This window comes from Candidatus Latescibacter sp. (assembly GCA_030692375.1).
Taxonomy (GTDB): domain Bacteria; phylum Latescibacterota; class Latescibacteria; order Latescibacterales; family Latescibacteraceae; genus JAUYCD01.
On sequence record JAUYCD010000157.1, the window covers coordinates 1 to 13,067 of the forward strand.

Sequence of the window (13,067 nt, forward strand, 5' to 3'; positions counted from 1 at the left end):
GCGGCGGTGAATGACCAGAGCAACACAGTGTTTACGATCGCTTCCGGGGTAGATGTTGCGGCGCAGACGCCGCAGGAATTCAAGCTGGGGGAAGCCTACCCGAATCCGTTCAATCCGAGCGCGACCATTGAATACTCTCTCCCGAAAGAAGTGCAGATCATTCTCGAAATCCACAACATCTCCGGGCAGAAAGTCGCGACAGTCGACAGCGGCAGAAAGAGCGCCGGGAAGCATACAGTGGTATGGGATGCCCGTGGCCTCCCGAGCGGCGTGTATTTCTACACCTTGCGGGCTGAAGAATATGTTAAAACGGGCAAGGCGCTTCTGATGAAATAGAACATGAATTGAACGATTTCTTGTTATTCACCGCTAACAAAGTCTCCCCCCTCTCCTGATCGGGGAGGGGGGAATGTGGTTGTACCTTCGCTCCATTCCCATTCCTGCCGTCCAACAGGACGAGTTTCTTCTCCGTCTTTTTTCTCTGGTCAATTGATGGTTCTTTCTTTATATTGATTGTCTTCCAGAAGAATTATTTTTGAAACCTGATAAACTGTATCGGGGTGTAAAAAGTGTTTTCGAGAAATAAGAATTCCTTTCTCATAATACTTCCAAAACGCATAAGGAGCCTTGGATGATCAGAATCGAAAACCTGACGAAATACTATGGGGATTTCAGGGTCGTGGACAATATTTCGTTCACTGTCAATGATGGTGAAATCCTCGGTTTTCTGGGGCCCAACGGCGCCGGCAAAACCACGACTCTCAGGATGCTGACCTGTTTCATGCCCCCTTCCGAGGGCCGGATAATGTTCAATGACCTGGATGTGAACGAGCACTCCATGGAAATCCGCAGGATGATCGGATATCTTCCCGAAAATGCGCCGCTCTATGATTACATGAGCATTCAGGAATACCTGGATTACATCTGCGATCTTCGGGATATCACCGGCCAGAAAAGGAACGAACGCATGGAAGCCATGATCGAAACCTGCGGACTCTCCAAGATGATCGGCAAGGATATCGGCGAGCTTTCCAAAGGATACCGTCAGCGAGTGGGTATCGCGCAGGCAATGATTCACGAACCCGAGATTCTTATTCTCGACGAGCCGACTGTCGGTCTCGACCCCAACCAGATAGTGGAAATCCGCAATCTCATCAAGGAGGTCGGGCAGAAAAAGACGGTCATCCTGTCCACCCACATCTTGAGCGAGGTGGAATCGACCTGCAACCGGGTGGTCATTATCTCCTCCGGAGAGATTGTGGCGGACGGCACCACTGATTCACTGCAGGAAAAAATGGCCGGACAGAACAGCCTCACCCTTGAAATCAAAGGGAATGCGGCCGCGATGGCCGATGTGTATTCACAGATCAAAGGGGTGGAAAAAATCCATTCCGTCACATCGAGCGGCGGGAATACCGCCTGCCTCGAAATCGGCATTCACCGGGGCTTCGATATCCGTGACGAAGTATTCCGCGCCACTGTGGAAAAAGGCTGGGTTATCTATGAGATGCGCCTTAACAAAACCAATCTCGAGGAAGTATTCAGACAGCTTACACTCACTCAGGGAGCCGTGGCACAATGAAAAAAGTGATTCCCATTTTCCGAAGAGAAATCTTCGCCTACTTCTTTTCACCGATGGCGTATATCGTCATCTCGGTGTTTCTTCTCCTGACCGGGTGGTTCTTTACCAGCGAGCTTTTCCTGGCAAATGATTCCTCTTTACGGAGCGTATTCAGCATCATCCCCTTCATTTTCATTTTCTTCGCTCCCGCCATCACCATGCGGCTCCTGAGCGAAGAGCGGAAAAGCGGAACGATAGAGCTTCTTGTTACCATGCCGCTCACCGACCTGGAGATCGTGCTGGGTAAATACCTTGCCGGCCTCGGACTCCTGGTGGTTGCGCTCTTTTTCACACTGCCTTATGCGCTGACCATCATCGTTCTGGGCAGGCCGGATATGGGAATGCTGGTGACCGGCTATCTGGGCCTGCTTCTGATGGGAGCTTCCTACATCTCGGTGGGGGTTTTCGCCTCCACCATCTCCAAAAACCAGGTGGTATCGTTCATCATCGCATTCATGATCATATTCATTCTCTTTCTGCTCAATAAATTCCTGCCGGTGATGCCCTCATACCTGGTTCCTCTGCTCCAGTACCTGAGCATTGACTACCATTTCACCAACGTAAGCCGGGGAGTCATCGATACACGTGATATAGTATATTACCTGTCGTTGATCGTATTCATGCTGTCACTGGCCAAGCTCTCGCTCGAGAGCCGCAAGTGGAATTGAGGAGACTTGAGCCATGAAAAAATTGAACAGTGCATCTATTCTTTCCATACTTTTTCTCCTGGGTATTCTGGTCATGATCAACGCCATCGGAATACGCTATTTTCTCCGGACCGATCTGACCAGCTCCAAAATATATTCGCTCTCCAGAGCTTCAAAGGATGTGGCGGCGAAGCTCGATGACAACGTTCTCATCAAGGCCTACTTTTCACCGAACCTGCCGAGCCCGCTCAATACCAATGAACGTTACCTTCGCGATATGCTCGAGGATTACCGAGCCTATTCCCACGGCAGGCTCAGATATGAGTTTGTGAAACCGGACGACGAAAAGAAATTCACCGAGGAAGCGGAGAGCTTCGGAATCCCACCCCGTCAGATACAGAGCGTGGCAAACGACAAATTCGAGGTCAAGATGGCCTATATGGGCCTGGTTGTCATCTATCGCGACAAAAAGGAGGCTCTCCCGGTCATCCAGAATACCGATAACCTCGAATACGAGATAACCAGCCTGATCAAGCGCCTTTCCTCGAAAAAGAACCCCATTCTGGGAATTGCTTCCATAGGAGGAGAGCAGAACCAGGCGACTATGCAGAAGCTGTATGAAGCGCTGGGAAGGAATTATGATGTCCAGCCGATTGATCTGGATCAGCGTATCGACAAATCCGTCAACGCAGTAATGGTTCTCGCGCCGCGGCAGCCATTCACCGATAATCAGCTTTATAACCTTGACCAGTACATCATGAACGGTGGAAAACTGGGTATGTTTATGAACTCCTACATGGCGAACCTGGGAGGCGGCGGACAGCAGCCGACGGGTATGCCCTACAATCTGAATGTCAACCGGTTCCTGAATAATTATGGCATCGGACTGAATGAAGACATAGTGATCGATACGAAGTGCAATGCCGTACAATCGCAGTCCCAGAAGGGATTCATCACGTACAATCAGACTTACCAGATACCCTTCATGCCGATAATCCAGAGCTTCAACAAGGCCAATGTCATCACCCGCGACCTTCAGCAGGTGGCGGCATTCTTCCCCTCCTCGGTGGATACCACCCTGGCGAAGAACAAGGGATACAAGGTGGAAGGCCTCCTCTATTCATCGGACTTCTCCGGTCATCAAAGCGGGCCCATGGTGTATATTATGCCGCTCAATTTCATGAAAAAAACCGACTTCCTGGAGAAGGGCATTCCCATTGCGGCTATAGTGAGCGGGAAGTTCACCTCCTTCTTCGCCCAGACGGGAGCGCCCAAAGACAGCTCCGGCGCTCCACCCAAAGAGCCGCTGGTTCCTGCATGCGCGACCGAAAACCGGCTGCTCATCTGTGGGGACGGGAATATGTCCCTTGATTCCTTCGTTCAGGATCCCCGTCAGACGCTCTTCATACAAAATACCGCAGACTGGCTGGTGCAGGCGAACGATATGATCTCCATTCGTTCCAAGGAAGTACCGCAGCGTCCGCTGAAAGACATCCCGAATTTTTTAAGGCAATTTGTAAAATCGGCAAACCTGATCGGGCCGAGCGTTCTGATCATCATCTGCGGCATCGCACTCTGGCAGGTACGGCGGATTCGGAAAAAAGCGCTCACTGCTCGCTATGGAGATGGTAAATGAAAAATAAATCGACACTTATCATGGGAGGAGTCTTCCTCCTTCTCGTTGTAATTTTTCTCCTCACCTCTCTCCATCCGAAAGAGGTGACCCAGGGCGCCACTCCTCTTTTCCCCGGAGAAAAGCCCGTCTTTGACAAATTTGAAATCAACAATCCCAAATCGGGACTGATCGTTCTGGTGAAGCAGGGCGACTCCTGGAAGATGACCAAACCTACGGAATACAAGGCGGGCAAGCAGGCGATCGATCAACTGCTGGAATCGCTCACAAGCATCATGGTGGATGGTGTGGTATCCTCGGAAGTAAGCGAACAGAAACGCCTTGGTGTAGATGATTCTACCGGCATCGATCTTAAAGCTTACAGCGGCGGAAAACAGGTCCTGGATGTCCTCATCGGCGACTATACGCCCGACCTGAGCCACACGTACGCCCGGATGAAAAATTCAAAGGATATCGCTCTCTGGCGGGGTGTTTTCTCACGGATAGCGATTCGGGAACCGGATGACTGGCGCGACAAGTCCATCTACAGTTTCAACGAGGGCGATATCACATCGATCAAGGCAGTCGATGCCAAACAGACCCGCGATCTGACCCTCTCCGATTCCACCTGGGTGTACAAAGAAAACGGAAAGGATAAACCTGTAGATCAGTTCAAGGTACGGCAGCTTGTCACTGCCATAGCTTCGCTCTCCTGCGATTCCTTTGCCGCCGATGAAGATATCCCGCGCGCCGGCACGATTAAACCGGATGTCCGGGTATCTTTCAAAATACGGAACGGGGACACCCACACTTTTGATGTCTGGAATCCTGGCAAAGATACAAACAAGAACACGTATCTTTTCCGGAAGGAGAACGGGGATATGCTTTTCCGGTTCTACGAGTACAGGGGGGCGTTTCTGCCGGTGAGCTACGACAAACTGAAGCTTTAATAAAAATTGTCTGAACCATGATTCGCATGATTACTGGATTAACGTGATTGTTCAATACATAACGACATAAATAATTGTGTATGTTTAGAGAGTTTAGATGCCGAAACAAGTTCGGCATGACACGTGTCATCCTGAACTCGTTTCAGGATCTATTTTTAAAAAGAAACGAAACAAAATATGTCGTCATGTATAAATTTTTAAATCATGATAATCCTCTATTCCTATGAATCATGGTTCAAACTTTTCCCCGCCAATTCCGCCGCTCCCAGAACTGCGGCTCTTTCCGATAATGCGGCGGGAACAATCCTCTCTGCTCCTTCTTTTCCCCAGGTTATCTCCACCCGGGTAAGCCCGCCCTGGAAAGCTTCGAATGACCGGGCAACACCTCCCCCGATGGCAATCTTTCCCGGATCGAGGAGGGAGAGCACGATGACCGCCGCCCGGCCCAGAGCTTCTCCATACCGTTCGAATATCTCGGCCGACTTTTCATCTCCGTCTATAAACCGCTGATGGAGAACGTACGGTTCGATGTCCTCGCCGGAAATTTTCCTGCACAGGGCTTTCAATCCGCCGATCGAAACACTCTCCTCCAGAAGTCGGAAGGTTTTCGGAGGGAATGAGCCGGTCTGTCCCGGGTCCGGCGGGAACGGGAACGCCGATACCGATAGCGGCAATCTTAAAATCTGTGGCAAGCGCAGATATCAGCCCGCTGATGGAGTCGAGAATCTCACCGGCGGGCCGTTTCGCTGTTCTCCAAATCCAGAACCTGTTCAAAAGAATCAACTGGGTTTCCCCCTCTATTGCTTGCAAGAGAGGGGGATCAAGGGGGTGAGTTCTCACCCGATCTTTATGAGTTTCGGCGGCTCTATGAATCCATACGGCGCAAACTGATAGGAATCCGTCCAGCGCTCCTCGTCTTCGAATTCACGGGGGCCGGTCCAGTCCAGGCTGTCGCCCCCGGTATGGTGAAGAGGCCCGAGGGTGTTGCGGAGGGTGCCGACAACCTCGACCTCCACCGTGTTCAACCCTTTTTTAAGCGCGCTGGTAACCTCTCCGCGCCAGGGAGAGAAGGGGACTGAGCCGATCTCGACGCCGTTCACCGTGATGTAGAATGTGCTCCCCCGCGCGCCGGAAAGGTCGAGTTCATGCCGGTATTGCTCGATGTCGGAGAGATCGAATTCCATCTTGTAGATCATGGTGCCGGAATAGAAAGGATATCCCTTCTCCACCCAGGAGCCGAGTGAAAGGGTGTCAGGCTCGCGGGTTACGGGGAATCCTTCCTCCTCTTGGCCTACTGCGAAATCTCCGACCAGATAAATATTTTCGATCTCGGTGTCCCAGAGGAAATCGGTGACAGCGCGTATGGTGTTCACCCCCTGCACCACCTGCTCGGCGATGGCGAAGCCGGAAATGGCGCGGTCGATATGCCACTTCCCGGCGGAGGTTTCGACCTGTTTGCCGTTGACCTCCACAGTGAACCTGTCGGCGCTCTCCATGGCAAGCTCCAGCCTTTCCGGGATGTTCTGCACAGTGAATGTGAACGTGAACACGGTCTTGTTGGTACGGGTGCGAACATTCTTCATTTCCAGCACCCAGGGCTGGTAGTCATCGTATTCGGAGATGCCGGTCGCCTGCCAGATTGATTTGCGGGCTTTCCACACCGGCTGATTTTTAAGAAGAACCTTGCCATCGATCTCCAGAGTGCAGCGGTCCAGAGTCAGGATATTGTCATGAAGCCGCTGGAAAGCATAGGGGCCTTCGATGGTAATGACCTCTTCCGGCGGCTGAGGGATTTCCGCTCCTTCCACCGAGGTCTGGGTCTGGTCCACGAGAAATATCCTGCTTCCGGCGGCAGGCAGCGAGGTTTTGATGATCGTGCGCCCCGATTCCAGTTTCGAGGCATACCGGTATGCCCGCCCCGTGAGCGGGTCCATCTCCACTGTCCCTCCCAGTGCGTTGAGATCGACCGTAATGTCCTGGGGTGAGGTGCGGTCGGTGTTGGCGAGGAAAATAATGTGCGCGGCGGCCTCCGTCCGGTGGTTCACCAGGACATTTTGCGCCTGTGCGCCGTCCGGCCTTGTGACCGATACATCGCGCCCGATTTTTTCGACAACAAGGTTCACTGCATCCGCCGGGAGATCTTGAAGAATGGAAACATTAGGACGCCCGGCAAACAGACGGAGACGCTCGCTCTCTGCTCCGCTGACCCGCGCGGGAATGTCTCCAAGGATGATCACCGTTCCGGTGAACGATTCGAGGAGATCGAGGGTGGAGGAGAGCCAGGTATAGGCCAGGGGGAGCACGACGCAGCGATACTGCGATTCGCCGACAGAAAGCCGGCCTCCGGAAGCCTTGCCGTGGGCGATGAGGATGCGCTCATCCCCCAGGTCGAATTCGATGTGTTCGGCAAGGAGTTCACGGACCAGGCCGCGGAACGAGCTTTCCACCGCCTGCAGTTTCACTCCGCCGTCCGGGATATTTATATCAAGCACGCCATAAGCCGAGAGGAGAGGGTGGAGAACCAGAACCGGCGCCGTCGATTTTCCCCGGCTCACCGCCCAGGAAACACGGGCAAGATAATCGCATGCGGCACGGAAGTGATCCCAGTAAGGCTGGTGGTAGGAGAACGTCGGGGGGAAGTCATGCTTGCGTTCGCCTTTGAGTGAAAAAGCTGTAAGGTGAGGACAGAGGAAAGTGACTCCCAGGGCTAGATTGAAATCGGCGATCCACTTCATGTCCTCAAAGGTCATGGACTGGCCGGCGGCGCCGAAAATCTCACACACAGCCCGTTTTTTCCCAAGTTGGTTCGCCGCGCTCGAAAGCTGTTTCGCAGTCCAGGGATTCCTGATGTTGCGGCCCAGATGATCGATGCCGGGAATATCCATGTACTCGTAATGAGCCATGACAGAGCCGCCAGAAACTGTCATGCTGTAAAAATCATCCTCGAAAAGATAGTGCCCGGTAAACAGCACCTCGTGTTCCTTACACCAGTTCGCCAGAGAAACGGTGAACGCCTCGATGAACCGCTCGTTCACCGTTCGCCAGAAATCGTGGCGGAACTTGAATCCCTCTTCGGAGCCGTCCACAAGGCGGTGAAGGTGATCAAGGGGCGAATACCCGTGGATTTTTTCGAAATACTCGGCGAATCCGGAAGTCCAGGGAAAAGAGAATGCGGACTGGTCATCGTTCGGGCGGAGCTTGATCACCCGGTTCACATTCGGTTCATCGGTGAAAATGCCGGGCATGTATTTCCCGAAATCATAACGGAAGAGCTTTGAATACTTTTCATAGGTGTTTTCGATGAAATCCTTCACCGTATCGGGATTGAGGAGATCGACATACCCCTCGCCGTTGAATCTCCCATGCCCGCGGGTATAGCGGCGCTCGTAAAAGACGCCGACTCCGGTCAGGTCCGCCGGCCTCTCGCGGAGAAGCACGAGGCCGTTTTCTGCATTTTTTCGTGTAAACGCCGCCGCCTTTTCCAGGACATCGCTTTCGAGTGTGGAAGCTTCCCCGGTCCAGGTGAGCGCCATCGCCAGGTTCTCATCCTTCCCTTCCGTGGTGTTTCCCCCGGCGAAACCGCTCGGCCATCGGTCCTCATCATAAAGCCAGGCCTCCATCTCAAGCTCACGGGCGACTTCTACCCCCCGCCGTATGGCCCGCATCCAATCGTCGCTCAGGTAGCGTGTCCGAAGCCCTTTGCGGGCATGCATGAAGAACCCGCCGAAGCCTTTTTTCTTCATTTCACGGATACGGTTTTCGATTTCCGAAGGCTCCATGACATCGTTCCATGACCAGAAGGGAGAAGGACGGTATTGTCTCGGCGGATCAACGAATTCTTTCAGGTTCATAACTGTTCCTCACGGCGGATGATACATATAGATGTCGATTCCCTGCTTTTGCTATGAAAAAACAGGGAATCCATTTGGCATGACATAGTATATATAGATGCCGAAACGGTTTCATCGTTCCCGCGAAGCGGCAACAAGTTCGGCATGACACGTGTCATCCTGAACTTGTTTCAGGATCTATTATTACTCTGAAGCGCACATCTGTAATTTATTATAATTAACATAGTATACGATAAAATGCCGAAGGACGGAATCGGTTTTTTCAATGCGCCGAAGTTTGGCATCGTTTATTTGCCGTTTCGACGGCTTACCATTTTCTGCACCGAGAAAGCGATGACCAGGGAAACCACCCCCATGATTACAAAAGGCCAGCGCAGACCGAATGCAGCGGCAAGCCCTCCGCCTATGAGCGGGCCTACCCCGATGCCGAGGCAGGTGACGCTTGAGGTGAGACCGTAGGCGCTCCCCACTCTTTCACGGGAGATGGTATTGGAGACCAGCGCATTCACGGTGGGGACGATTCCTCCCACCGCTATACCCAGAAGGCAGCGTTCGAAGAAGAGCACCCACAGGTTATTCGCCAGAGCCTGGGGAATGGAAAAAATGCCAGTCGCGACGAGTGAGATGATCAGCACCCGGTTATGGCCGAAGCGATCCCCCAGTCTGCCCACATAGAAGGAAGTGATTCCCGAAAGCAGTCCGGCCACCGCAATAAAAGTACCGGTCAGCGTTGCCACATTGGAAGCATTCCCGGAAAGTTCCTGAATGAAAAGCGGCAGTATCGGGGCGATCATGGTGGAAATCACGTAAATAAGAAAAAAGATGGACAGTATAACCGTAAAGCCGTCGGTCTTTATAATCCCGTGGATTGTTTTAAAGCCGTTCGCTTTTACATCTTCATGGGGAGTAAATTTTTCGGTCGCGCAGAGAGCGACCAGCAATGCTCCAAGGGACAGAATGATGAATGCCAGCCCGCAGGGAATTCGGTAGCCCAAATGATCCGCCAGTACCCCTCCCAGGAATGGGCCGACAGCATTACCCAAAAGCAGGCCGGTCTGGACGATGCCCAAGCTGAAGCCGAGATTTTCCACCGGGGTGACGCTTGATACCAGGGTTACCGATGCGGTCACTGTGCCGGTGGACATACCCTGTAGAATACGCAGAATGAGAATGTGCCAGGGACTGGTTGCCAAACCCATCAGACCGAGAATAACTGCTCCCGCCAGCATGGACCGTATGACCATGAGCTTGCGCCCGAAGCGGTCGGCGAGGACTCCCCAGAGGGGAGCGCATACCGCCATGGTAATCCCGAAGGCTATGGAGGTATATCCGAACCAGAGAAGAACATCTTTCTGGGTCTTTAAACCGAGTTCGCCGAAATAAAATGGAAAAAAAGGAAAAACGAAGCTGAATCCCACACCTGATAAAAACTGAGCCAAAGAGGTTACTGCCAGCGTGGTCCTCCAGGAATGGTGCGCGGTTCCGGGAATAACCGGATTTTCATTATACATGTATATTTATTTCTCTAAAATAATTGAAACGAAACATGAAAAAAAAGTTTAACGTATAAATATATATATTGACGGAAGCAAAGTCAATGATAGTATTCATAATTTCAAACTGGAAGCATAGTATAGTATCATAGCTAAAAATCAGATTTTTTTTAAAAATTATAATTTTTTTCTTGACTCCATAGTTATATAACTATAGATTATGAGTTAAGGGGGATAAAAAAGAATGACTTTATCCAATGTAGACCTGGAAAGACTGGAATTCGCTGCAGAGGTTTTCAAAGGTTTCGGAAATCCCATCCGTATCCGTATCATCGATGCCCTGCAGGAAAAAAATCTTCGCGTCATGGAACTCTCAGAATTGTTGGGCTATCCGCAGCCCATCATCAGCCAGCAGTTGAAAATCCTCAAAAGCGTGGGCATTGTGCAGAAAATTCGGGAAGGCAGCAGTTTCTGCTACCGCCTTACCGATAAAAATTATGCCGATATGATACGATGCATGCAAGGTGTCATCAGTACATAATTGATGCACAGTTGTTTCTAATCAGATAAGGCGGCTTTATGCCGCCTTTTTTTATCTCGTTTCAAGCAGGGTTTTTGCCTCCCAGGTAAACCGTATCCTGGCTTCAACGCTGAGATGGTGGATTTCACTTTCCGGATTACGGTTTTCGACTATGGCAACTTTCGACCCCGGAGCCATGAGCACAGAATGCCAGGTCTTGCGATGAACGTTATAGCAAGCTCCCTGTTCCATGGCGATGATGGTGAAATCCTCCGGCAAATAATAGGGAGCTGTGGCGATGCAGGCTTTTCCCCTGATAAGGATAAATGTTTCATCCGTGTTGGGATGGCTCCCCAAAAATGTTACCTCCTCGGGGTCCGATGACGGGCCCGCGTTGTTGACAGCCACAATCCAGCTTTCCGCCGAATCGATGCAGATTCCATAACCGGCCTGGTCCCGGCCATTTACTGTCAGAATATCTTCTGCCATGTTTTACCCTCCGAAAATTGCAGGAAGAACAAATCAATGTTTCAATTTGTCACATCAATCGGTCGCTGCTGTACTATTTTTGTGTATGCGGACATGAAATGCTCTCCTTCAGGAAAGAGTCCTTCATGATTGCGAGCTTGATCGGTTTTTGCAGTTGAAGAAAGGAAATAATCTTAATCGTTAAACCGATAAATATATATATGAAGACACTCTCGATAATGTATATAATTTTCCCGGAAGAAAAGAAGACTATTTTTTTATGATTCAGGTTCTCGAAAGTTTCCGTATCTCCAAGTATCATTTAATCTTGCACCTCCCGCTCGAATCTGTTATTTTATGATGTCTAATTGAAACTTTTTTAAACGGAAATGAATATGAAACAGATTGTGAGAGTGGGGCTTATCGGGTTCGGTACTGTGGGCGCCGGCGTGGCATCTCTCCTGTTTGGCAAGGGGAAGCCGTTTTTAAAGGGCCGCAATTACGATCTCGAGCTGGTTAAAATCGCCGATATAGATATCACCCGTGATCGCGGAGTTACCGTTCCGGAAGGCGTATTGACCACAGATGTGAGTGAGGTGCTTGACAATCCTGATATAGATATTGTGATAGAACTGATCGGCGGATACGAACCCGCCCTGACCTTTACCCTTCGCGCATTTGCAAACGGCAAGAGCGTAATCACCGCCAACAAGGCCCTTATTGCCGTGCATGGCGGCAAATTGTTCGATGCCGCGCTCCGGGCCGATGTTTCGTATATGTTTGAAGCCTCGGTCGGCGGAGGAATCCCGCTCATCCGGGGTATAGTGAACGGCCTTAATGCCAATGTAATCCAGAGCATTTATGGAATTCTGAACGGGACCACCAATTACATCCTCACCGGAATGGCCCGTGACGGCTGCGATTACGGTGAAGTGCTGGCCAAAGCCCAGAAACTCGGCTACGCCGAAGCGGATCCGACTTCAGATATTTCTGGCCAGGACGCACTCAACAAGATTGTGATTTTAGCCAGGCTGTCGTTCGGGGCTGACCTGTCTCCAAGGGATGTATATTGTGAAGGCATTGAAAATGTGAGCATCCGGGATATAGAGTATGCATACGATCTTGGGTATATCATCAAATTGCTCGCCATCGCCAAACGTCACGAAGACGGCCGCGTCGAGGTACGAGTGCATCCCACTCTGGTTTCCACCGAGTCTATTATGGCCTATGTGGAGGATGAATTCAACGCGGTGGAGATTTACGGCGACGCGGTGGGAAGGGAAATCTTTTACGGCAAGGGAGCGGGCAAGATGCCTACCGCCTCTGCGGTGGTTTCCGACACCGTGGAAGTCGCCGAGAGGCTGCTCACCGGCGCCCCGACCAATGTCAGCCGTATCATCCTGAACGATCATGGCCCTGGTCTGGTGGATATGAGCGAGCTGGATCTTCGCTATTACCTCAGGTTCACAGTGCTGGACAAACCGGGGGTTCTCGCCGGCATCACCAGGATATTCGCGGACCAGAACATATCTATCGAATCGGTCATACAGATCGGGACCGCGGACGGCGACTATGTTCCGCTTGTCATCATGACTCATGAAGCATGCGAAGGGGACATGCAGCGCGCGATGGAACAGTTCTCCGGCCTGGAAGCGGTGAAAGGAAGAGTACAGCTCATCAGGGTGGAGGATATTTAAAAATAAGACAGAAGCAGCCAATTGCAAAAGTCGTTTTTATACTTAAAAAAGGCAAATTGTTAATTTTAGCCCCCTAACCCTCAGTCCCTTTCCCCCCGATGGGGGGCAAGGGAAGTCGTTGCTCCACAGTCTTTTCCTGCCCCCTTCAGAGGGAAGGATGTCCAAAGGACAGGAAGGGGGCTGCGTAAAATAATCTCGACTTTTGCAA

The 13,067-nt window shown here is 51.3% G+C and carries 11 protein-coding genes; 7 read left to right on the plus strand and 4 right to left on the minus strand.

Annotated elements, in window-relative coordinates; genetic code table 11:
* The 5 genes from Q8O92_09530 to Q8O92_09550 all read left to right on the plus strand — a co-directional run.
* On the plus strand, window positions 1-336 hold a 336-nt coding region (locus Q8O92_09530), incomplete at its 5' end, for a T9SS type A sorting domain-containing protein (protein MDP2983553.1).
* 295 nt (window positions 337-631) lie between these two features.
* Entirely contained in the window at window positions 632-1,582 is a 951-nt protein-coding gene (locus tag Q8O92_09535) for an ATP-binding cassette domain-containing protein (protein MDP2983554.1), read from the plus strand.
* Window positions 1,579-2,289, plus strand: a complete 711-nt coding sequence (locus Q8O92_09540) for an ABC transporter permease (protein ID MDP2983555.1) — start codon at window positions 1,579-1,581, stop codon at window positions 2,287-2,289. Before Q8O92_09535 ends, Q8O92_09540 begins: the two co-directional genes overlap by 4 nt.
* A 13-nt stretch (window positions 2,290-2,302) precedes the next feature.
* On the plus strand, window positions 2,303-3,904 hold the full coding sequence (locus Q8O92_09545) for a GldG family protein (GenBank protein ID MDP2983556.1): 1,602 nt from the start codon (window positions 2,303-2,305) through the stop codon (window positions 3,902-3,904).
* Window positions 3,901-4,830, plus strand: a complete 930-nt coding sequence (locus tag Q8O92_09550; protein ID MDP2983557.1) for a DUF4340 domain-containing protein — start codon at window positions 3,901-3,903, stop codon at window positions 4,828-4,830. The genes Q8O92_09545 and Q8O92_09550 overlap by 4 nt, the downstream gene beginning before the upstream one ends.
* A gap of 221 nt (window positions 4,831-5,051) precedes the next feature.
* Here the strand turns inward: Q8O92_09550 and Q8O92_09555 are convergent, their stop codons facing one another.
* From Q8O92_09555 to Q8O92_09565, 3 genes are all read right to left on the minus strand, one after another.
* Complete coding sequence (locus Q8O92_09555) at window positions 5,052-5,504, minus strand: ROK family protein (protein MDP2983558.1); 453 nt, start codon at window positions 5,502-5,504, stop codon at window positions 5,052-5,054.
* A gap of 162 nt (window positions 5,505-5,666) precedes the next feature.
* Entirely contained in the window at window positions 5,667-8,681 is a 3,015-nt protein-coding gene (locus Q8O92_09560; protein ID MDP2983559.1) for a glycosyl hydrolase, read from the minus strand.
* A 287-nt stretch (window positions 8,682-8,968) separates the two neighbouring features.
* A complete protein-coding gene (locus tag Q8O92_09565; GenBank protein MDP2983560.1) occupies window positions 8,969-10,192 on the minus strand; it encodes an MFS transporter in 1,224 nt (407 codons plus the stop codon).
* Window positions 10,193-10,418: 226 nt separating this feature from the next.
* Here Q8O92_09565 and Q8O92_09570 point away from each other — a divergent pair, with 226 nt between their 5' ends.
* A complete protein-coding gene (locus Q8O92_09570) occupies window positions 10,419-10,715 on the plus strand; it encodes a metalloregulator ArsR/SmtB family transcription factor (GenBank protein ID MDP2983561.1) in 297 nt (98 codons plus the stop codon).
* A gap of 51 nt (window positions 10,716-10,766) precedes the next feature.
* Here the strand turns inward: Q8O92_09570 and Q8O92_09575 are convergent, their stop codons facing one another.
* The gene (locus Q8O92_09575; protein MDP2983562.1) at window positions 10,767-11,183 is read right to left on the minus strand and encodes a hypothetical protein; all 417 of its coding nucleotides are present in this window, start codon (window positions 11,181-11,183) and stop codon (window positions 10,767-10,769) included.
* Between the two features lie 374 nt (window positions 11,184-11,557).
* On the opposite strand from Q8O92_09575, the gene Q8O92_09580 reads away from it, so the two are divergent.
* Window positions 11,558-12,859 carry a homoserine dehydrogenase gene (locus Q8O92_09580; protein MDP2983563.1) on the plus strand — a complete coding sequence of 434 codons (1,302 nt, stop codon included), beginning with the start codon at window positions 11,558-11,560 and terminating at the stop codon, window positions 12,857-12,859.
* Window positions 12,860-13,067: the final 208 nt, after the last annotated feature.